Origin of the sequence: Gordonia sp. NPDC057258, from assembly GCF_042668985.1 — a bacterium.
Taxonomy (GTDB): Bacteria; Actinomycetota; Actinomycetes; order Mycobacteriales; family Mycobacteriaceae; genus Gordonia; species Gordonia hongkongensis.
Map to the genome: position 1 here is coordinate 42,998 of NZ_JBHUXZ010000018.1, position 24,879 is coordinate 67,876.

Annotated in this window: 1 protein-coding gene (running past one end of the window); it reads left to right on the top strand. The window is 70.2% G+C overall.

Annotation, left to right across the window (positions count from 1 at the left end):
• On the top strand, positions 1-24,879 hold the 5' portion of the coding sequence (locus tag ACFUEJ_RS14490; protein WP_388030130.1) for a non-ribosomal peptide synthase/polyketide synthase. 15,324 nt of this gene lie beyond the right edge of the window; the window shows 24,879 of its 40,203 coding nt (coding positions 1-24,879); its start codon is at positions 1-3; the stop codon falls past the right edge of the window.

Sequence of the window (24,879 nt, forward strand, 5' to 3'; positions counted from 1 at the left end):
GTGACCGATGTCGATTCAACGGCCTCCAACATCTCTCTCACCTGGGGCTCGCGGCCTTCGACATTGCACCTGATCGCCTTCTCGGCCGGCGTCGCACCCTCCGAGACCGCCTACGAGGCGGCGTCCGGTCCGGTCACCTTCGGTGAGCTGTACGCACGCGTCTCGGCAACGGCCCAGATCTTCATCGCGCAGGGGCTCGACACCGAGGCAGCCGTCGGCGCCGGGGTCACCCAGACCGAGGCCGCCGCCGGTCGCGCGCCCGCGGAGATCGCCGACGCCACCCGGCGCGCGATCGCGCTGATCCGAGAGCGGGCCCTCGAGCTGATCGGCAGTACCGACCTCGGCTCACTGCCCGGGCTCTTCCGTTCCGCCGTGGCCCGCCACGCCGACCGGCCCGCGGTCAGCGACGCGACCGGCACCGTACTGTCCTATCGCGAGCTCGACGATCGTTCCGAGGTGCTGGCCGGCGCACTCCGCGCCATCGGCGCAGGTCCGGGTCGCCTCGTAGGTGTCGCGCTCGCGCGCCGTGCCGAGCTGATCGTGGCCCTGCTCGCCGTCCTCAAGACCGGGGCGGCGTACCTGCCTCTCGACCGCTCCCAGCCGGTTGCGCGCGCGCAGTCGATCATCGACGACGCCGCGCCGCTGCTGGTGCTCGCCGACGCAGACCTGGCCGCGGCCTGGGGCGTCATCGACGTGCGGTTCGCGGCGCCCGAGGATCTGACGGCCGGGGGAGCAGAGGGGGCACGCCCCTTCGCGAGCGAACGGTCTCCTCAGAGAGCAGAGGAACCCCTCGACGAGCGGCTGCCGGCCTACCTGATCTACACCTCGGGTTCGACGGGCCGGCCGAAGGGCGTCGTCGTCTCGCATCACGAGGTCGTCGCGCTGATGAAGGCCGCGGCGCAGGAGTTCTCGTTCGGTCCGGACGACGTGTGGACGCTGTTCCACTCCTACGCATTCGACTTCTCGGTCTGGGAGATCTGGGGACCGCTGGTCACCGGCGGGCGCGTCGTCGTGGTCGACCAGGACACCACGCGCGATCCGGACGCCTTCGTCGAGCTGCTCGAGACCGAGCGGGTCACGGTGCTGAGCCAGACGCCGTCGGCCTTCTACCAGCTCATCACCGCCCAGCGGCAGAAGCAGGCCGCACTTGCCCTGCGCTACATCGTGTTCGGTGGCGAGGCGCTGAGTTTCGAGCAGGTCCGGCGCTGGTTCGACGACAACCCGGCCGATCCGGCGCAACTGGTCAACATGTACGGCATCACCGAGACCACGGTGCATGTCAGCTACCGCGCCCTGGACCGCGACGCGGTGTCGGCGGGTGACGCGTCGTTCATCGGACGGCCGTTGTCGTCGCTGGACATCCACATCCTCGACTCGCGGCTGCGGCCGGTGCCCGAGGGTGTCATCGGTGAGATGTACGTCACCGGAACGCAACTCGCGCAGGGTTATCTGCGTCGAGCCGGTCTGAGCGCCACCCGTTTCGTCGCGAATCCGTTCGCGCCCGACGGTTCCGGTGACCGGATGTACCGGACCGGCGATCTGGCGCGTCGCGTCGGCGACGACATCGAGTACCTCGGTCGGGGCGACGCCCAGGTCCAGCTCCGCGGCTTCCGCATCGAATACGGCGAGATCGAGGCCGCACTCGTCGGTGTCGACGGGATCGCGGCGGGTGCGGCGAACGTCGTGGACCTGCCCGACCGTGGCGAGATCCTCGCCGCCTACGTGGTTCCCGAGCCGGGCGCCGAGGTCGACGAACAGGTCGTGCGCCGCCGAGTCGCGGCCACGGTGCCGGAGTACATGGTCCCCGACGTCGTCATGACGGTCGAGCGGCTGCCGCTGACCCAGAACGGCAAACTCGATCGCGGCGCACTGCCGCGGCCGGTGCTCGCGTCGACGACCGAGTTCGTCGCGCCCGAGAACGACACCGAGGCGGCCCTGCGGGACATCTTCGCGGAGGTACTGGGTCTCGAGGACATCAGCGTCGTCGAGTCGGTGTTCGACGTCGGTGGCAACTCGCTGCTGGCCGCCCGCATCGTCGGCCGCGCCGCGGAGACGCTCGGTGTGGACCTCACCGTCCGTGACCTCTTCGACGCCCCGACGGTTCGCGACCTCGCACTGGCCGCGGCGTCGAAGCGCCCGGGGTTGCCCCCGATCGAGCCCGTCGCCGACCGTCCGGACCGCATCCCGCTGTCGCTTGCACAGCAGCGCATGTGGTTCATCAACCGGTTCGACCCGGCCTCGCCCGCCTACAACATCCCGATGGTCCTGCGGCTGTCGGGCGACGTGGACGCCGACGCGCTGCGTGCGGCGTTGCTCGACGTCATGACGCGCCACGAGGTCCTGCGGACCACCTATCCCGAAGCCGACGGCGACGCCTATCAGCTCGTCCACGAGCCGTCGGCAGCGGCTGCGATGCTCGACTGGCGCGAGGTGCCGCAAGCGGCGCTGCCGCAGGTGATGCTCGGCGGGTTCGACCTGGTCGCGGAACTGCCGGTGCGCGTCGGCTTCTCCCGGATCTCAAGCACCGAGGCGGTCCTCGGGATGGTGGTGCACCACATCTCGTGCGACGGCGAATCCCTGGCGCCGCTGGTGACCGACCTCATCACCGCGTACACCGCACGGGTCGCCGGGCGTGCGCCCGCGTTCGAGCCGCTGCCTGTCCAGATGGCCGACGTCGCGCTGTGGCAGCGTCGGGTGTTCGGCGCCGCCACCGACGACTCCTCGCTCATCGGGGCACAGCTCCAGTACTGGGCGCGGCAACTCGACGGCGCGCCCGACGTGCTCGAGCTGCCCACCGACCGCCCACGTCCGGCCGTGGCCTCACAGCGCGGTGCACGCGTCGAATTCAGTGTGCCGCAGGAGGTCTCGGAGCGTGTTGCGCGCCTGGCCCGCGATCGCGGGCTGACCCCGTTCATGGTCGCGCATGCGGCGCTCGCGGTCCTGCTGTCGCGTCTGTCCGCGACCGAGGACATCGCCGTCGGGACGCCGATCGCCGGTCGTGGCCAGTCGATCCTCGACCCGATGGTCGGGATGTTCGTCAACACGTTGGTCCTTCGGACCGGCGTCGACTCCTCGGCCGGCTTCGACCAACTGCTCGACGACGTCCGCCGCACCGATCTCGAGGCCTTCGCGAACGCGGACATCCCCTTCGAGGCGGTCGTCGAACGGGTGAACCCGCTGCGCACCGAGGCCTACGCGCCCCTCGCGCAGGTGTGGCTCGCCTTCGACCAGTCGGCCATCGCCGACCTGGCCTCGCAGACGTTGACGATCGGCGGGGGGACGATCGGCGAGGCCGGCGGCCTGGCCGTGACCCCGGCCGAACCGGACGAACTCTCCGCGCGCGTCGACCTGACCGTCGGCATCGCCGACAACGGCGACAACTGGCAGGGCTCGGTGCTCTATGCGACCGACCTGTACGACGCCGAATCGGTGCGCCTGTTCGCCGATCGGTTCGTCCGCCTTCTCGACGCCCTGACCGCGGACCCGGGTGCGCCTGTCGGCGACGCCGAGCTGATGACCTCGGCCGAGCACGAGGCGATCGAAAGATGGGTCGGTGCGGCTGACACCGACGCCGGTCCCGGGCAGGTCGTCACGGTCGCGGATGCGCTGGCGGACTCGTTCGCCCGCAACGCGTCCCGCCCCGCCGTTCGCGCGGGCGGGCGCACCTACGACCATGCCGAGTACGGGGCGCTGGTCCACGCGTTCGCACGACGACTACTCGAGCAGGGTGTCGGGCCGGATGTGGCGGTCGCGGTTGCCGTTCCGCGGTCGGTCGAGATGCTCGTCGCGATCCACGGGATCGTGCTCGCCGGCGGAACCTACGTGCCGATCGACCCGGAGGCGCCGGCCGAGGTCGTCCGCCGGCAGCTGGCGCTGTCCGGTGCGTCGACGGTGGTCGTCGCCGGGGCACGTCCGAGCTGGGCCGAGGCCGCGTCCACCGTTCCGGAAACCTTCGTCACCGTCGATCTCGACGCGCTCGCGACCGCTGCGTCGGCTCCCCTCACCCCCGCGGATCGTCCGGTGGCGCTGCGCGCCGGGCACCCGGTCTACACGCTGTTCACCTCGGGCTCGACCGGACAGCCCAAGGGTGTGACGGTCACCCACCGGGGCCTGCACGACATGCTGTCCTGGTTCGGGGCCTACACCGGTGACCCGGCGGACGAACGGGTGCTGGTGAAGACCCCCTACACCTTCGACGCCTCGGTCTGGGAGCTGTTCTGGCCGTTCGTCGCGGGCGCCACCGCCGTGGTCGCAGCACCCGACGGCCACCGTGATCCGGCGCATCTCGCCCGCGTCATCGCCGACGAGCGGGTCACCTCCGTCCAGTTCGTGCCATCGCTGCTCGCGGTGTTCCTCGACGAGAGCTTCGATCCCGCCACCGGTCTGTCCTCGGTGCGTCAGATCTTCACCGGCGGTGAGTCACTCACCCCCGCGGTGACGCAGCAGACGCTTGCGGCCGCCCGGCACGCGGTGGTCGTCAACCAGTACGGGCCGACCGAGATGACGGTGGACGCGACGATCCGGCCCCTGGTCGAACCGGTCGAGGTCGTCACCATCGGCCGCCCGGCACCGGGCGTGACGGCCCGGGTCCTCGACAACCGCCTCCGCCCGGTGCCGCCCGGCGTTCCCGGCGAGCTGTACCTGGGTGGCGCGCAGATGGCCCGCGGGTATGCCGGCGCGCCGGCGCTGACCGCCCAGGCGTTCGTCGCCGACGCGGCCGGCCCAGCGGGCTCGCGGCTGTACCGGACCGGCGACCTCGCACGCTGGCGCGCCGACGGTGAACTCGAGTATCTCGGCCGCGCCGACTTCCAGGTCAAGATCCACGGACAGCGCATCGAACTCGGCGAGACCGAGGCAGTCCTGTCCGCCGCGCCGGGCGTGGTCGCCGCTGCTGCCGCGGTGACCACCACCTCCGCGGGTGATGCGCTCGTCGCCTACCTGACGGGCCATCCGGGCGACACCGTGGACGTCGACACGGTCCGCGCCTTCGCCGCGGAACGGTTGCTCACCCACCTGCGCCCGACACTGTGGGTCGTCCTCGACGAGATGCCCCGTAACGCCTCCGGCAAGGTCGACCGGCGCGCGCTGCCGGCGCCCACCGTGTCCAAGTCCGAGATCGTCGAGCCGACGACGCCGGCCGAGCAGGCCCTGGCCGCTGTCGTCGCCGAGGTCCTCGGGGTCGAGCGGGTCTCGGTCGTCGACTCCTTCTTCGATCTCGGCGGCAACTCCCTGGCCGCGATGCGGGTCGCGGCCCGCGCCGGTGCGGCGCTCGGCGTCGAGGTCAGCGTCCGCGACCTCTTCGACGCACCGAGCGTGCGTGAGCTCGCGCAACGCGTCGCCGACCGCGTACCCGGCCTCCCGCCGGTCACCGCGGTACGCCCGCGCCCGGATGAGATCCCGCTGTCCTATGCGCAGCAACGCATCTGGTTCATCAACCAGTTCGACACCAGCTCGGCGGCCTACAACATCCCGATCGCCCTGCGCCTGCGTGGCAAGCTCGACCTCGCCGCGCTGCGTGCCGCGATGGTCGACGTCGTCGAGCGTCAGGAAGTGCTCCGCACGGTGTTCCCGTCGATCGACGGCGCACCGCGACAGGTCATCGGGGACGCGACCGGTGTGGGCGCCGAACTCGACTGGGCTGTCGTCGACGAGGAATCCGACCTGTTCGCCGCCGCCGGTGCGGGTTTCGACGTCGCCGTGCAGCGACCGATCCGCATCCGCGTGCATCGCGTCGACGACCTCGAGCACATCGTCCTCATCGTGATCCACCACATCGCCGGCGACGGCGAATCGATGCGCCCGCTCGTCACCGACGTGGTGACCGCGTATGTCGCGCGCTCCCAAGGTCGTTCGCCCGACTTCGCCGAGCTGGAGGTGCAGTTCGCCGACGTCGCGCTCTGGCAACGTCGTGAGCTCGGCTCGATCGACGACCCGGATTCGCGGGTCTCGGCGCAGGTCGACTACTGGCGCACCGCGCTGGCCGGGCTTCCCGAGGTGCTCGAACTCCCCGCCGACCGTCCGCGTCCGAAGGTCGCGTCGATGGCCGGCGCCGAAGTCGGTTTCGAGATCGACTCGGCGACAGCAGATCTCGTCCGAAATCTCGCCACCGAGCGTGGCGTCACCGAGTTCATGGTCATCCATGCGGCACTGGCGGTGCTGCTGTCGCGACTCTCGGCCACCGACGACATCGCCATCGGCACCCCGATCGCCGGACGCGGCGACGCCGCCCTGGATCCGCTGGTCGGCATGTTCGTCAACACCCTGGTTCTGCGTACCGTCGTCGACCCGGCGCAGCGGTTCGCCGACCTCCTCGACGCCGTGCGGGTCACCGATCTCGACGCCTTCGCCCACGCCGATGCCCCCTTCGAGGCGGTCGTGGACGCACTCGCTCCGTCGCGCTCGGAGGCCTTCGCGCCGCTGACGCAGATCCTGCTGACCGTCGACCCCACGCCCGCGGATCCGTCCACTCTCGTCGCCGACATCGACGAGCTCGCGGTGGAAGTGGTTGAGACCGAGGAGAACTCGGCCAAGGTGGACCTGACGGTCGGACTCCGCGGGGGTCGCGCCGGGTCCTGGATCGGCCGGGTCAACTACGCCACGGACCTGTTCGACGAGGCGACGGTCGCGCGGATGATGGATCGATTCGCGCGGTTGCTGCACGAGCTGGTCACCGACGCGACCGTGCCGGTCGGTGACGCCGACCTGTTCGACACCGACGAGCGCGAGCTGCTGACCCCCGTGGGCCGTCAGCCCGCGACACCGGCCGTGCCGCTGGCCGAGCTGTTCGCCGCCGCGGTCCGGCGCGGCGGAGCGGACCGGACCGCGGTCGTCGACCCCGAGCGGTCATTGACGTACGGCGAGCTCGATGCCGCGTCGAACCGGCTGGCTCGTCACCTGCTGGATCGGGGCATCGGCCGCGGCACCCTGGTCGCGCTGCTCATCCCGCGGTCGGCGGAACTGATGGTCGCGATCTGGGCGGTGGCCAAGACCGGGGCCGGGTACGTACCGATCGACCCGGATTACCCGGCGGATCGCGTGTCGCACATGATCACCGATTCCGGTGCGCGGCTCGGGCTCACGCTCGGCGACGTGGCCGGGCCCGGGATGCCCGGCAGCGAGTGGCTGGAACTGGACGCGCCGGAGCTCATCGAAGCCGTTGCGGCGGCCAGTGATTCGCCTGTGACCGACGCCGACCGGCCGAGCGCGGTCGGGGCCGACGACACGGCCTACGTGATCTACACGTCCGGATCGACCGGCACGCCCAAGGGCGTCGAGGTCACCGCGGGCGGCCTGCGCAACTTCGGCGTCGAGGCCGCGGAGAAATCCGGCATCACCCCGGACTCACGCGTCCTGGGTTTCGCCTCACCCAGTTTCGACGCCTTCGTGCTCGAGTATCTGCTCGCCTTCACCGTGGGTGCCTCCGTCGTGTACCGGCACCGCGACGCGGTGGCCGGTGCACCGCTCGCGGACTTCATGCGCGAGCACCGCGTGACCCATACATTCCTCACCCCGACAGTGCTCGCCTCCCTCGATCCGGCCGACCTCCCGGATCTGCACACCGTCTACGCGGGCGGTGAGGCGGTCCCGGACACCTTGCGTGACCGCTGGGCACCACTGGTGCGCTTCCAGAACCTCTACGGACCCACCGAGACCACGATCGGTGTCGCGATCGGCCCGCCCATGCGGGTCGAGGAACCGGTCCTCGTCGGACCGCCGATCGGCGGCGTCGACCTGCTGGTGCTCGACTCCCGGCTCCGCCCAGTTCCGGTCGGGGTGGCGGGCGAACTGTACGTGAGCGGCCCGGCCCTGGCGCGCGGCTACCTCGCGCGCCGCGGCCTGACCGCGGAGCGCTTCGTCGCCAACCCCTTCGGCGCGCCGGGCGACCGGATCTATCGCACCGGGGACATCGTCCGCTGGGCCCGTGACCGCGACGGGTCGCTCTCGGTGGACTATGTCGGTCGTAGCGACGACCAGATCAAGCTTCGCGGTCTGCGTATCGAACTCGGCGAGATCGAGAGTGCGCTCGGCGATCACCCCGCGGTGGCCTCCGCGGTCGTCGTCGGCGTCGACTCCGACGGCGGGCTCGCCGCGAGTGGACAGTCGGTCGTCGCGGCGCTCGCCGCCTACGTGGTGTTGCGCGACGCAGTCGACATCGCCACGCTGCGTGAGCATCTCGCCGACCGGTTGCCGTTGTTCATGGTGCCGGCCGGGATCGTCGTGCTCGACGCACTGCCGCTGACCCCGGTGGGCAAGCTCGATCGTCGGGCACTCCCCGCGCCGACCATCGAGGTCGACTCCGATCATGTCGACGCCGAGACGCCGGTCGAGCAGCAGCTCGCCACGATCATCGCCGGACTCCTGGGTCTCGAACGCGTCAGCGTCAGCGACTCCTTCTTCGCCCTCGGCGGCGATTCCATCATGTCCATTCAGGTCGCTTCGGCCGCGCGGGCCGCCGGGATCGATGTGTCGCCTCGAGACATCTTCGAGCACAAGACCGTTCGGGCGATTGCCCGCGCCGTCGGCGCCCGTGGCGAGCGGGTGCCCGCCCTCGAGGAACCGGCCGGCGGCGGGATCGGCCCGATGGCCGTGCCGCCGGTGGTCTCGTGGATCCTCGATCAGACCGACGTGGTCACCGACTTCGCCGATTTCTCCCAGTCCATGGTGCTGACCGCGCCGGCCGGACTCACCGTCGAGATCGCGCAGGAACTCCTCGCGCAGGTCGTGTCCGTGCATCCGATGCTCGCCGCGGCCGTCGAATCGGGGCCGGATGGTGAGTGGCGCATGCGCACCGGTGTCGCGCCACTGGTGCCCGGTGCGGTCACCGCGCTCGCTTCTCCCGCGCTCGTCGGCGACCCCGGCTTCTCCGACACCGTCGTCGCGGCCTTCGAGGACGCCTCCCGGCGCCTCGACCCGACCAGCGGGAAGCTCGTCGCGGCCGTTCTGGTCACCGCCCCAGACGCCGCCGCACGGCTCGTCGTCGTGATCCACCACCTGGGCGTCGACGCCGTCTCGTGGCGGGTCATCATCGAGGACCTGCTGACCGCGTGGGCGCAACATCAAGGCGGTCAGGCGTATTCGTTGCGACCGGAGGTCACCTCGGCGCGCGCCTTCACCGCCGCGCTCGATGCCCAGCGGGCCGGGCGATCCGACGAGTTGCGCTATTGGCTCGAACGGTCGCCGGAACGGGTCACCGACCTCGGGGCGGAGGTCGACCGCGCGCGTGACCGCATGTCGACCACTGAGACCGTGGTGCACTCGGTCGGCTCGTCGGTGACCGAGGCGCTGCTGACTTCAGTGCCGACCGCCTTCCGCGGCAACGTCAACGACGCTCTCGTGGCTGCTCTGGCGCGCGCCGTCCGGTCGTGGCAGCAGGCCCGGGGCATCGCCGACGACCGGCCGGTGACCATCCTGCTCGAGGGTCACGGCCGATATGAGGAATCCCTCCTGCACGGAACCGATCCGCGGACCGTGGATCTGTCCCGGACCGTCGGGTGGTTCACGACCATCGCGCCGATGGCCGTCGACGTCCGCGGTGACGCTGTCCACACGGTCAAGCTCGCCAAGGAGGAGCGGGTCGGCCAACCCGACAACGGGATCGGTTACGGACTCCTCCGCTACGGCGACACCGAGCTGTCCCGGCGACCGTTGCCGAGCATCGGCTTCAACTACCTCGGCAACGTCACGGGAACCGGGGCCGGCGGCGAGAACGCCTCGGCCGTGGGCGAGGCGGGCATGCCGTTCCTGCCCGACCCCGCCGCACCGCGCCTGCCCGGCACGGTCACCGGCGCGATGGTCGTGCCGAACCTGCTGAGCATCAACGCGGGAACCGCGATCGGCGACAGCGGTCGCGAGTTCGTCGCGGGATTCACGTTCCCGCGCGGCGCGATCGACACCGAGGCGGTCGACGACCTCGCGCGGCGCTGGGACGCCGAGCTCGCGACCATCGTCGACGAGGTCGCCCGCGTCGGCGATCCGGGACTCTCCCCGTCGGATGTCCTCGGTGCGCGCGTCACCCAGGACGATCTCGATCACCTGGCCCGGCGGTATCCGGGCGCCGACGTGTGGCCGCTGTCGCCGCTGCAGCGCGGCCTGCAGTTCCAGGCCGAACTCGCCGCGGCGGGCCGCGAAGCCGGGGCGGTCGACGTCTACACCGCGCAGGCGGTTCTCACGCTCAAGGGCGAGGTCGACGCCACCCGTCTCGCCGAGGCCGTGCGCGAGGTCTTCGCCCGCCATCGGGTACTCCGCTCCAGTTTCGTCCGGGTACCCAGCGGCGAGGTCGTCGTGGTGGTTCCGGAGACGGTCGAGATCCCTTGGCGGACAGTGGACGCCGATAACGGCGACGACGCGATCGACGCGGTCGCGCAGGTCGAACGCGCGACGCCGTTCGACCTCGAGTCCGGCCCGCTCATGCGGTTCGTCCTCGTCCGCAGTGGCACACGCTCTACGTTGGTCGTCACCAGCCACCACATCCTGATCGACGGCTGGTCGAGCCCGCTGATCATGGCCGACCTGTTCGCGCTGTACGCCACCGGTCAGACCTACACCGGCACCGTCGCCGCCGAGTCCGGGGCTCGGGGAGACTACTTCGACTACCTGCGGTACATCGCCGCCTCCGACACCGAAGCGGGACTGGCGGCCTGGCGGTCGGTGCTGTCCGCCGTCGACGAGCCGACCCTCGTCGGCTCCGGCCGCGAGGCGACCTCCGATCAGCTTCCGCGCGATCACAGCGTGCTGCTCCCGGCCGAGATCACCTCCGCCGTCGACGACCTCACGCGCGCACGGGGAGTCACCGTCTCGACGGTGATGCAGTTCGCCTGGGCGGTGCTGCTCTCGCGCATCACCGGCCAGCGCACGGTCGTCTTCGGCGAGACCGTCTCCGGACGTCCGGCCGATCTGGACGGCGTCGAGACGATGGTCGGCCTCTTCATCAACACCTTGCCCGCGGTCGCGGACGTCGACCCGGGCGCCCGCGCCGCCGACGTCCTGGACGCGCTGCAGGCCTCGAAGGTCGCAGTGCTCGACCACCAGCACCTCGGACTGCCCGAGCTGACCGCACTCGTCGGTCGCGGACAGCTGTTCGACACCCTCGCGGTGCACGAGTCCTATCCGGTCGACGCCCAGTCGCTGAAGCAGGGGGCCGACGCCGGCGGCATCGGGATCGAGGATCTCGACGCCACCGACTCGACCCACTACCCGCTGAATCTGGTGACCGGCGTGGTCGGCGACCAGATCGAGCTGAAACTGAAGTATCTGCCCGCCGCCTTCGACGAGCGACAGGTCCACGTGTACTCCGATGCGCTCGTCCGCATCCTGCGTGCGCTGGTCGACGACCCGACGGTTGCGGTCGGCGCCATCTCCCTGCTCGACGACGCCGAGTACCGCAGCGAGCTCACGCCGCCGGTCACCCGGACCCGCAACACCGACGTCTCGCTCGCCGAGTTGTTCGCGCGGGCAGCGCGCACCCACGCCGACCGTCCGGCCGTCACCGACACCACGTCCACACTCGACTACCGCGAGATCGACGAACGTTCCGCCGCGGTCGCCGCGGCCCTGCGTGCGCGAGGAGTCTCCACCGGCGACCTCGTCGCCGTGGCGACCTCCCGCGGCGTCGATCTCGTCTCCTCGATCCTGGGTGTGTTGCGTTCCGGCGCCGGCTATCTGCCGCTGGACACCACCAATCCGGTCGACCGCCTGCGTTTCATCGTCTCCGATGCCGCGCCGAGCGCGGTGATCATCGACGACACGACCGCGGACTTCGAACTGTGGTCCCAATTGGGCACCACGCCGGTGGTGCCGGTCGCGCAGCTGATCGCTGAGGGTGCCGCTGCGACTCCGGAACCGGAACCGGTTGCGGTTCATCCCGATTCGCGTGCCTACGTGATCTACACGTCGGGTTCCACGGGCCGGCCCAAGGGTGTCGAGGTCACCCACCGCGATGTGGTGACCCTGATGGACACCGCCGCAGATGATTTTGACATCGACGAGACGGACGTGTGGACGATGTTCCACTCGTACGCGTTCGACTTCTCGGTCTGGGAGCTGTGGGGGCCGCTGCTGACCGGTGGCCGCTTGGTCCTGGTCGACCGGGATCTGGCGCGGGCGCCGGAGGAGCTCCTCGACCTGCTCGCCCGCGAACGGGTCACCGTGCTGAGCCAGACGCCGTCGGCGTTCTACCAGCTCGCCGAGACCCGACGACGCCGCGACACCCCGCTGTCGTTGCGCTACATCGTGTTCGGCGGCGAGGCGCTCAGCTTCGAGCAGGTGCGGCGCTGGTTCGACGATCATCCGGACGAGACCACGACGCTGGTCAACATGTACGGCATCACCGAGACGACCGTGCACGTCAGTTTCCGGCCGCTCGACCCGCACTCGGTGGCGGCCGACGACGCGAGCTTCATCGGCCGGCCGCTGTCGTCGCTGGCCATCCACGTGCTCGACGACCGGCTGCGGCCGGTCCCCGAGGGCATCGTGGGCGAGATGTACGTCACCGGTGGACAACTGGCCCAGGGCTACCTGAAGCGCGCCGGGCTGTCGTCGACGCGTTTCGTCGCGTCACCCTACGGCGAGCCCGGAACCCGCATGTACCGCACCGGCGACCTCGCCCGTCGCGTGGGCGACGACATCGAGTACCTCGGGCGCGGTGACGCGCAGGTGCAGTTGCGTGGCTACCGGATCGAGTTCGGCGAGATCGAGGCGGCACTGCTGGCGGTGCCGGGTGTGAGCGCGGCAGCGGCCCGGGTCGTCGACATCCCCGGTCGCGGTGAGCAACTCATCGGTTACCTGGTCCGCGACGAGCAGGACGCGGTCGACGCGACCGAGGTCCGGCGCATCGCCGGCCGCGCGGTGCCGTCGTACATGGTCCCCGACCAGATCATCGACGTCGACACCCTGCCGCTCACCGCGAACGGCAAACTCGACCGCGATGCCCTTCCGATACCCGACTCGGCCACTGTCGTCGAGGAGATCGTCGCACCCACCGGCCCGCAGGAGACCGCCGTCGCGCAGGTCTTCGCCGACGTCCTCGGTGTCGACGAGATCGGGGTCACGACGAGCTTCTTCGATCTCGGCGGCAACTCGCTGTCCGCGACCCGCCTCGCCTCGCGCGTCGCCGATGCACTCGGCGCCGACGTGTCGGTGCGAGACGTCTTCGAGGCACCGTCCGTCCGGGATCTGGTGGACGCCGTGTCCGGCCGCGGCAGCACCCTGCCACCCGTGGTGGCGGTGTCGCCCCGCCCGGACCGGATCCCGCTGTCGTTCGCGCAGCGCCGAATCTGGTTCATCAACCGGTTCCAGCCCGACTCGGTCGCCTACAACATCCCGGCGGTACTGCGCCTGACGGGTCCGCTCGACACCCACGCGCTGCGCGCCGCCATCGTCGACGCGGTGGAGCGGCACGAGGTGCTCCGCACGACCTTCCCCGACGACGCCGGCGAGCCGTATCAGCTGATCCACCCCACCGGCGAGGTCGATACGCGACTCGACTGGGCGCTGGTGGACTCCGCCGACGAGCTCGAACTCGCCGCGGGAACCGGATTCGACGTCACCGCCCAGTGGCCCCTGCGGGCCCGACTCTGGCGCATCGACGACACCGAGGCGATCCTCGCGATCATCCTCCACCACATCGGCGCAGACGGTGAGTCGCTGGCGCCGCTGGTCTCCGACGTCGTTGCGGCTTACCAGGCGCGCAGCCGGGGGTCCGAGCCGGAGTTCGGCCCGCTGGCGGTGCAGTTCGCCGACTACGCGATCTGGCAGCACGACGTCCTCGGCGACCCCGATGACCCGGACTCGATCATCGGTCGCCAGCTCGGGTACTGGACGGCCCAGCTCGCCGGACTGCCGGAGGTCCTCGAACTCCCGGCGGATCGTCCACGTCCGGCGGTGGCGTCCAACCACGGTGCACACCACAGCCTGCAGATCCCCGCGGACGTCGCCGCGGCCGTCGACGCCTTGCGCGCCGAGCGGGGGATGACCTCCTTCATGGTGGTCCACGCCGCCCTCGCGGTCGTCCTCGCCCGGCTGTCGGCCACCGAGGACATCGCGGTCGCCACCCCGATCGCGGGACGTGGTCAGCGTGCCCTCGACCCGCTCGTCGGCATGTTCGTCAACACCTTGGTCCTTCGCTCCGAGGTACGGCCGGGTATGAGTTTCGACGAGCTGCTTGCCGCGGTCCGGGTCACCGACCTGGACGCGTTCGCGCACGCCGACGTGCCGTTCGAGGCCCTGGTGGAGCGAATCAATCCGGTTCGCTCAGAGGCGTTCTCGCCGCTCGCCCAGGTGATGCTGTCGTTCGATCCGGCCATGTCGGCCGGTGCGGTCGTCGACGCGGTGACCGAACTGGGGATCGCGCCGGTCGAGCGGGACTCGGTCGCCGCCCAGATGGACATGACGGTCACCGTGACCGCGACACCAGATGCCGCGTGGGACGTCTCGCTGATCTACGCGACCGATCTGTTCGACGAGCCGACGATCGCCGAATTCGGCGCGCGCTTCGTCGAGGTACTGCGCCGGCTCGTCACGTCTCCCGCCGCCCCGGTGGGTGACATCACCCTGCTCGACGATGCCGCGCATGCACAGATCGAGAGCGCCGAGTCGGGCGCCGAGACCGCCGTTCCCGCTGTCACCCTGCCCGACGCCCTCGTCGCCCGGGTCGCGGAGAACCCGGACGCGCTTGCGCTGTCGTTCGGCGGCCGGTCGGTGCGGTACGGGGAGTTCGGTGCTCGGGTGTGGACCCTCGCCCGAACCCTGCTCGCCTCCGGCGTGCAGCCCGGAGACGCAGTCGCCGTGTGCCTTCCGCGATCGATCGAGATGATGGTGGCCATTCACGCCGTCGTCGCCGCCGGCGGGCACTACGTACCCGTCGATCCGGCCGCGCCACGCGATCGCGCGGCTTACATGGTCGAGACCGCGGGTGTGCGTCACGTCCTGGTCGCGACCGGTCCTGTGCCGGAATCAATTGCGGGACTGAGTGAATCGGTCTCGGTTGTCGTGGTCGACGCGACCGCCGAGGTCGATCTCGCCATCGCACCGGTCACCGACGATGAACGGCTCGCGCCCCTGCAGCCCGCCGATGCGGCGTACACGCTGTTCACGTCGGGGTCGACGGGTCGGCCGAAGGGTGTGACGGTGTCGCATGCGGCGATCGTGAACCGTCTGGAGTGGATGCGGGACTGGTATTCGATCAAGGACTCGGATGTCTTCGTGCAGAAGACGCCGGTGACGTTTGATGTGTCGGTGTGGGAGTTGTTCCTGCCGTTCGCGGTGGGGGCGACGCTGGTGGTGGCTGAGCCGGAGCGGCATGGTGATCCGCGGTATCTGGCGGAGTTGATCACGGCTGAGCGGGTGTCGGTCATCCATTTCGTGCCGTCGATGTTGTCGGTGTTCCTGGATGTCCTGGGCGATCGGGTGGGTGAGCTGTCGTCGTTGCGGTTGACGTTCACCTCGGGTGAGGCGTTGACCGCGTCGGTGGCGCAGGCGTTGGTGGCGGCGTTGCCGGGCAACGAGGTCCACAATCTGTACGGGCCGACCGAGGCGGCGGTGGACGTGACCGCTCATCAGGTGCGGGCGGGGGAGAGGTCGGTGCCGATCGGCGTCCCCGTGCCCAATACTGCTGTACGAGTTCTGGATTCGCGCCTGCGCCGGGTGCCGGTCGGCGTACCCGGTGAGCTGTACCTGTCGGGTGTCCAGCTGGCGCGGGGATACGCGTCGCGCCCCGATCTCACTGCGGATCGCTTCGTCGCCGATCCGTACGCCGCGCCGGGCGGCCGGATGTACCGGACCGGTGACCTCGTCCGCTGGAATGCGCGTGGCCAGCTGGAATACCTGGGCCGCACCGACTTCCAGGTGAAGCTCCGCGGCCAGCGACTCGAGCTCGGCGAGGTCGAGACGGTTCTGGCGTCCGTACCGGGAGTGGTCCACGCCGCCGCGACGGTGGCCGAGTCGCCTCGCTCGGGACAGCATCTGGTGGCATACTTCGCTCCCGACACCGTGTCCACGGACGCGGTCAAGGCGGCCGTGGTCCGGGAACTGCCGGAGTACATGCGTCCCACGGTGTGGATGCCGCTGCCCGACATCGCGCTCAACAGTTCGGGCAAGATCGACCGGAAATCCCTGCCGCAGCCGCACTTCGGCAGCAGCGAGACCGTCGCTCCCACCACCCCCGTCGAGGAGTCGGTGGCCGCTGTCTTCGCCGATGTCCTCGGTGTCGACCGGGTGGGCGTGACCGACAGCTTCTTCGACCTCGGCGGCAACTCGCTGTCGGCGATGCGCCTGGCCGCGCGCGTCGGCGACGTGCTCGGCACCGAGATCACGGTCCGGGACCTCTTCGATGCGCCGAACGTCCGTGATCTGATCGCGTCCGGGTCGCGGCACGCCCACGGACGCGCCCCGATCGTCGCGGTGTCGCCTCGCCCCGAACGCATCCCGCTGTCGTTCGCACAGCAGCGCATGTGGTTCATCAACCAGTTCGATCCGAGCCTGCCCACCTACAACATCCCGGCCGTCGTCCGGATGTCGGGCCGGCTCGATGTCGAGGCACTGCGCGCGGCGATCGCCGATGTGGTGGTACGGCACGAGGTGCTGCGGACGACGTTCCCGCAGGACGCCGAGGGTCCGCACCAGGTGATCGCCGATGCCGACCAGGTGCCCGCGCATCTCGATTTCGCGCACGTGCATACCCAGGGCGACTTCGAGGCCGAGGTGTCCCGCGGCTTCGACGTGGCCGCCCAGTGGCCGGTCCGCGCGTGCCTGTGGCAGATCGACGCCGACACCCACGTCCTGGGCCTCGTCACCCATCACATCGCCTCCGACGGCGAGTCGCTGCAGCCGCTGGTCGCCGACATGGTGACGGCCTACGTCGCGCGCAGCGCCGGGGAGACCCCGACGTTCGTCCCGCTCGAGGTGCAGTTCGCCGACTTCGCGATCTGGCAGCACGAGCAGCTCGGTTCAGCCGACGACCCCGAGTCCGTCCTCGGCCGGCAGCTCGCCCACTGGACCGGCCGCCTGGCCGGCCTTCCCGACGTGCTGGAGCTTCCGGCCGACCGCCCGCGCCCGGCGATCGCCACCGCCCGGGGCGGCCGCATCGGCTTCGAGATCCCGGCCGACGTCGCCGAGGCGGTGGCCGGCGCCGCTCGTGCGCACGGTGTCACCCCGTTCATGGTCGTGCACGCGGCCCTCGCGGTGCTCCTCTCGCGCCTCTCGGCCACCGACGACATCGCGATCGCCACACCGGTCGCGGGGCGCGGATCGCGGGTGCTCGATCCGCTCGTCGGCATGTTCGTCAACACCCTGGTACTGCGGTCGCGCGTGGTGCCCGGCATGACGGTCGACGAGTTGCTGGCCCAGGTCCGGGCCACCGATCTCGACGCCTTCACGAACGCCGACATCCCGTTCGAGACCCTCGTCGAACATCTGGATCCGATCCGCTCCGAGGCGTTCGCACCGCTCGCCCAGGTCATGCTGACCATGGACCAGTCGCTGCTGTCCGGGGCCGTACTGCCGGTCGACGGCGGCGGTTCCGCCGACACGCCCGAACTCGCCGGACTGTCCATCACGCCGGTCGACCCGCCACAGGTCTCGGCGCAACTCGACCTGGCCGTCGCCGTTGCGGCCGATGTCCCCGGCCGCGCGTGGTCGGGCACGGTCATCTACGCGCAGGACCTGTTCGACCCCGAGACGGTGACCGAACTCGCGACCCGGCTGGTGTCGATGCTGAGCGATCTCGCCGGCGCCGGGCGCCGATCCCGTGCGGTGGGCGACCTGGCACTGGTCTCCGCCGACGACCGCGCGCGCGTCGCCGAGTGGTCCGTGGGGCAGTCGGCGACCTTCGGCCGGTCGGTGATCGCCGACGCGGTGGCCGACGGTGTCGCCGCACACGCGGCACAGATCGCGGTGCGGTTCGCCGACCGTGAGGTCACCTACCGTGAATTCGGTTCCCGCGTCGCCGATCTCGCGCGGCTACTGATCGGATCCGGAGTGGGGCCGGACGTCGCCGTCGGTGTCTGCATCGACCGGTCGGTGGAGATGGTCGTCGCCGTGCACGCCGTCCTCGCCGCCGGTGGCCAATACGTCCCCATCGATCCCGGAGCGCCCACCGACCGCGTCGAGTACATGGTCGACACCGCCCAGGCGCGGATCGTGCTGGTGGCCGCGGGAACCCGGCCGCCCGCGATCGACGGCCTCGGCGACCGCGTGCAGGTCGTCGAGGTGGACACCTCGACGCCGCCGACGGAAGCCGCGCCGGTCGCCGACGCCGAGCGTCTGGCGCCGTTACGCGGTGACCACGCCGCATACACGCTCTTCACCTCCGGTTCGACCGGCCGCCCCAAGGGCGTGACGGTGTCGCATACCGCCGTGATGAACCGCCTCTGGTGGGGACTCGGGGAGTTCGCCTGGGCAGTCGGCGACCGCGTCGTGCAGAAGACGCCGTACACGTTCGACGTCTCGGTGCCGGAGTTGTTCGGCCCGCTTCTGACCGGCGCGACGATGGTCGTCGCCCGTCCGGGCGGACACACCGATCCGGAGTACCTGGCCGACCTGATCGTCGAGACCCGGGCCACCTCGGTGCACTTCGTGCCCTCGATGATGTCGATCTTCCTCGACCTCGTCCCGGATGCTCGGTTCGCCGAGTTCTCATCGCTCCGTTGGGTGTTCGCGTCCGGCGAGGCGCTGCCCCCGGCCGTCGTCGCCCGGCTGCACGCCCTGCTGCCGCAGGTGCAGATCGTCAACCTCTTCGGTCCGACCGAGGCGGCGGTCGAGGTCGCCGTCGCGGACGTGACCTCGGCGCCCGCGCTCATCCCGATCGGCGTGCCGGTGGCGAACACGTCCACCTGGGTCCTCGACGCCCGGCTGCGGCCGGTGCCTGCCGGTGTCCCGGGTGAGCTCTACCTCGGTGGCGTACAGCTGGCGCGCGGTTACGCAGCGCGCTCCGACCTGTCCGCCGAGCGTTTCGTCGCCGACCCCTTCGGCGCGCCGGGCTCCCGGCTGTACCGCACCGGCGACCTGGTGCGGTGGCAGGCCGACGGCTCGCTGGAATACCTGGGCCGCACCGACTTCCAGGTGAAGTTGCGTGGCCAGCGCATCGAACTCGGCGAGATCGAGTCGGTGATCGCGGCCGTCGACGGCGTCGTGCACACCGCCGTGACGGTCGCCAAGGCCCCGACCGGCGCCGACCATCTGGTCGGTTACGTGGCACCGGAGGACGTCGACCTCGACTCGGTCAAGGCGGCCGTGGCGGCGGAGCTGCCGGAGTACATGCGACCCACGGTCTGGGTCACGGTTCCGTTCCTGGAACTCAACACCGCGGGAAAGATCGATCGGAAGGCGTTGCCCGAGCCCGACTTCGGCGTGCACACCGAGGACTATGTGGCGCCGGCGAGCTCGACCGAGGAAACGCTGGCCGCAATCGTCGCGCACCTGATCGGTGTCGACCGCGTGTCGGTCACCGAGTCGTTCTTCGCTCTGGGTGGCGACTCGATCATGTCGATTCAGCTGGCCTCGGCGGCGCGGGCCGCCGGTCTCGACCTGTCCCCGCGCGAGATCTTCGAACTCCGCACGATCCGGGCGATGGCCGCGACGGCCGACAGCGGTGCCGCACGCCTGGAGATGCTGGAGGAGGGCGACCCGGCCGGCGTCGGTCAGGTCACGGTGTCGCCGGTCGTCCACTGGATGATCGAGCATTCCCAGGATCCCGCCGACTTCGCCGACTTCGTGCAGGCGGCCGTGCTGCTGGCGCCGGAGGACCTCGACCTCGCCCGCATGAGCGAACTGCTCGCCGCGGCCGTCGCCGCGCATCCGATGCTCACCGCGACGCTGATCGAGACCGAAGACGGCTGGCAGTCGGTCGCGGGCAACGGCTTCGACGCAACCGAGGCCGTCATCGGCGTCACGAGCACCGCGGCGATCGGCACCGCCGGGTTCGACGCCGATCTGCGCGCCGCGTTCCGGACCATCTCGGCCACGCTGGATCCGGCGACCGGCCGTCTCGCGCGTGCCGCAATCGTCCGGGACCCCGACAGCGCCGGACGCGTGCTCGTCGTGATCCACCACCTCGGCATCGACGCCGTGTCGTGGCCGGTCCTGATCGAGGACCTGGTCACCGGCTGGGCCCAGCTGTCCAGTGGTCGCGACATCGATCTGCGAGCGGAACAGACGAGTGCCCTGGCCTGGACCAATGCTCTTGCGGCGAGGACTGATTCGTGGTCGGGACAGGTCGGCCACTGGCTCAACCGGCTGCCTGCCCGGCCCACCTCGCTGGGCGTCGAGCTGGACCGGGACCGAGACCGTATGTCCACCGAACGCCTCGTCTCCGTCGAGATCGACGCCGACGTCACGGCGGCGGTGCTGACCTCGGTGCCCGAGGCATTCGGGGGCAACGTCAACGACGTTCTCCTGGGGGCGTTCGCACGCGCCGTCCGGTCGTGGCAGACCCATCGCGAGGTCGCCGACACCGCACCGGTCACGGTCCTCACCGAGGGGCACGGGCGATACGAAGAGGTACTCGCCACCGGGCCGTCGCCGCGCCGCGCCGACCTGTCCCGGTCGGTGGGCTGGTTCACCACGCTGGTCCCGGTGTCCCTCGACCCGGGCGAGGACGTCGTGCACGCGGTCAAGGCGGCCAAGGAGGAACGACTGGCCCAGCCGGACAACGGCATCGGGTTCGGCTGGTTGCGGTACGGGCCCGGAGCCGACGCCGAACTCGCGTCACGACCGCTGCCGACCATCTCGTTCAACTACTTCGGCGCAGGCAGCGGGGCCGCTGTCGCCCAGACCGACGCCCTGCCGTTCACCAACGCGCCCGACGCGCCGGTCCTCGCCTCGTCCGCGTCCGGCGCGATGGTGTCGCTGGCCGCGCTCGGTGTCACCGTCACCACGTCGCACGACGCGGACGGCAGGCGAAAGCTGGTGGCCGGGGCCAACTTCCCGGGTGCGCTCTTCACCGAGGACGAGATCGACGCGCTGTTCGGACTGTGGGCGCACGAGCTGTCGGCCGTCGTCGACCTGGTCCGGGCGGGCACGTCGATCGGACTGTCGCCGTCTGACGTGCCGGGCACCGAACTCACCCAGCACGAACTCGACGCACTGGCGGCGTCCCACCCGGGCGCGGACATCTGGCCGCTGACGCCGTTGCAACGGGGACTGCACTTCCAGGCCGAGCTCGCGCAGGGCGGTATCTCCGAAGGCGCCGTCGATGTCTATGTGACGCAGGCGATCCTGACGCTGGGCGGTGATGTGGATGTGACGTCGCTCCAGCGCGCGGCGCAGGCACTGTTCGCCCACCACCGCGTGCTGCGATCGGGATATGTGCGCACTGCGGGTGGAACCGTCGTCGCGGTCGTGCCACCGTCGGTGGAAATCCCGTGGGACGTCGTGGACCGCAGTACGCCGGTCGCCGGCGCAGCAACCGAAGACCTCGACACGATCGTCGCGGAACTCGCCGATGCACAACGGATCCGTCCGTTCGACCTCGCGTCGCCGCCACTCGTCCGCTTCGTGGTGGTCCGTGGACCGGACACCACCCGGGTCATCGTCACCAACCACCACATCATCCTGGACGGATGGTCCGGCCCGCTGGTTCTCGCTGATCTGTTGTCCCTGTACGCAACCGGGCAGACATATACGGGACAGGTCGCCCGGACCACCCAGGACTTCGCCGACTACCTGCGCCGTATCAACGGGACCGATCAGGCAGCCGGTGCGGCTGCCTGGGCGCAGATCCTCGCCGACGTGGACGAACCGACGCTGGTCGCCCCGGGCGTCGAGGCCACCGCGGACACGCTCCCGCAGCGGCATGACGTGGTGGTCGATGCTCGCGTCGCCTTGGCGGTCGACGCGCTCACGCGCGACCACGGCATCACCACGGCGACCGCGCTGCAGGTGGCATGGGCGATCCTGCTGTCGCGGCTGACGGGCAACCGGGTGGTCACGTTCGGCGAAACCGTCTCGGGGCGGCCGTCGGATCTCGATGGAGTCGAGTCGATGGTCGGCCTGTTCATCAACACGCTGCCCGCGGTCGTCGACGTCGATCCGCAGTCCTCGGTTCTGGACATCCTCGCCGACGTACAGGCGAAGAAGGTGACGGTCCTCGATCACCAACACCTGGGGTTGTCCGACATCCTCTCGTCGGTCACGTCACCGGTGGCGTTCGACACGCTCGCGGTGCATGAGTCGTACCCGGTCGACGTCGAATCGATCTCCGAGGTGGACACCGGCCAAGGGGTCAGTGTGCTCGATGTCGAGACCACCGACGCAACGCACTACCCCCTGAGCTTCGTGACCTCGCGCCGGGGGGACGAGATAGTTCTCGGTCTCTCCTATCTGCCCTCTGCCTTCGACGACGCCCAGATCCGGGTGTTCACCGAGGCGCTGGCGCAGATCCTGGCCGCGATGGCGCAGCATCCGGACACGCTGTCCGCCGACATCGCACTCGCGGACGCATCGCTGCTCGACACGGTGCGTACCTGGTCGGTCGGTCGGTCGGTCGCCGTTGCCGAACGGTCGCTCGCCGACGCCGTCGTGGCCCAGACTGCGGCCACGCCTGATGATGTCGCGATCGTGTTCGAGGACCGCACCGTCTCCTACGCCGAGTTCGGTGCCCGGGTCTCGGCTCTGGCGCGGGACCTGGTCGCGGCCGGAGCGGGCCCCGACGTGGCAGTGGGTGTCTGCATCGATCGTTCGGTCGAGATGGTGGTCGCCGTCCACGCCGTGGTCGCCGCCGGCGGTCAGTACGTCCCCATCGACACCGGCGCACCGGCGGACCGGGTCGCGTACATGGTCGACACCGCAGGTGTCCGAGTGGTGCTCGTCGCTGCGGGGGAGTCCCCGACCGGTCTCGCCGGGACGGCCGACCGCGTACGCGTGATCGAGGTGGACTGCTCGGCCGCAGTGGATCCCTCGACCCAGCAGATCTCCGACTCCGATCGGGTCCGACCGATTCGACCCGACGACGCCGCCTACACGCTGTTCACCTCCGGCTCGACCGGCCGGCCCAAGGGGGTGACCGTCCCACACTCCGCGGTCATGAACTTCATGGCCTGGCGAGGTTCGTTGGTGCCGGACGCGTCTGAGCAGATCACCCTTCTCAAGGCCCCGTACACGTTCGATGCCTCGGTGTGGGAGATGTTCTGGCCGTTGATGACGGGCGGTCGAGTGGTCGTCGCCGCGCCGGGCGGACACGCGGATCCCCGGTACCTGCGAGACCTCATCGGTCGGCATGGTGTGACCGCGGTGCAATTCGTTCCCTCGATGCTCGCGGTGTACCTGGAGTTGGCCGACGACGAGTCCGGCAGCACGTCCCTCCGGCACCTGTTCACCGGTGGCGAGGCACTGTCGGACTCCCTGGCCGCGAATCTGCACCGCACCTTCCCGGACGTGCGTCTGCTGAATCAGTACGGTCCGACCGAGACCACCGTGGATCTCACCACGACGCACGTCGTGCCGGGCGAGTCCGTCACCATGGGTCGTCCGGGCTGGAACACCACGACCTGGGTCCTCGACTCCCGTTTGCGGCCGGTACCGGCCGGAATCGCGGGTGAGCTGTACCTCGGCGGCGCGCAGGTCGCTCGCGGATATGCGGGACAGCCCGGTCTGACGGCAGAACGGTTCATCGCAGATCCCTTCGCCGACAACGGTGCGCGGCTCTACCGCACCGGCGACCTCGTGCGCTGGAACACCTCCGGCGAACTCGAGTACCTCGGGCGCACCGACTTCCAGGTCAAGCTGCGCGGGCAGCGGATCGAGCTCGGCGAGATCGAATCCGTGCTGATGTCGGTACCCGGCGTGGTGCACGCGGCGGCGACGGTCGTCGACGACCAGCTGATCGGTTACGTGGCACCTGCATCCGTCGATCTGGATGCAGTCAAGGACGTCGTCGCCGGTGCTCTCCCGGAGTACATGCGTCCCAGCGTCTGGATGCCGTTGGATGCCATGCCGCTGAACACCGCGGGTAAGGTCGCCCGTCGCGAGCTCCCCGCGCCGGAGATCCGCTTCGACGATTTCGTGGCGCCGGAGAACGCAGCCGAGCGCCGGGTCGCCGACATCGTGGCCGAGGTCCTCGGCGTCGACGAAGTCGGTGTCACAGCGTCCTTCTTCGAGATGGGCGGCAACTCCCTGTCGGCGACTCGTGTCATCGCGAGGGTCGGCGACGCCCTGGGCGTCGAGGTGTCGGTGCGTGACCTCTTCGAGTCGCCGACCGTACGGGAACTCGTCGCCCGGCTGTCAGGTCGTGGCGCCGGCGTGGCCCCGGTGGTCGCCGTCTCCCCGAGACCGGAACTAATTCCGCTGTCGTTCGCGCAGCAGCGCATCTGGTTCCTGAACCGTTTCGAGCCGGGGTCGGCAACGCACAACCTCCCGGCCGTGCTGCGTCTGTCGGGTGATCTCGACGCCGATGTCCTGCACAGCGCGCTGGTCGACGTCGTCCGACGGCACGAGGTGCTGCGGACGACCTTCCCCGATCAGGCCGGCTTGCCCTATCAGCTCATCCATCCCGAGGCATCGGTCGCCGATGGGCTCGACTGGGGTATCGCCGGTTCCCAGGACGAGCTCGTCGTAGCCGTGACCGCCGGCTTCGATGTCACGACCCAGTGGCCCATCCGTGTCCGCCTCTGGCGCGCCGCGGCCGGGGAGCATGTGCTCGCCATCGTGTTGCACCACATCGGCGCCGACGGGGAGTCGATGGCGCCGTTCGTCTCCGATCTCGTTGCCGCGTACGGCGCCCGCGTCGTCGGCGAGGCTCCCGGTTTCGTGCCGCTCACGGTGCAGTTCGCCGATTTCGCGATCTGGCAACACTCCGTGCTCGGCTCCGCGGACGACCCGGAATCGGTTGTCGGACGTCAATTGGCCTACTGGACTGCACAGTTGGCCGGTCTGCCGGATGTGCTCGAGCTG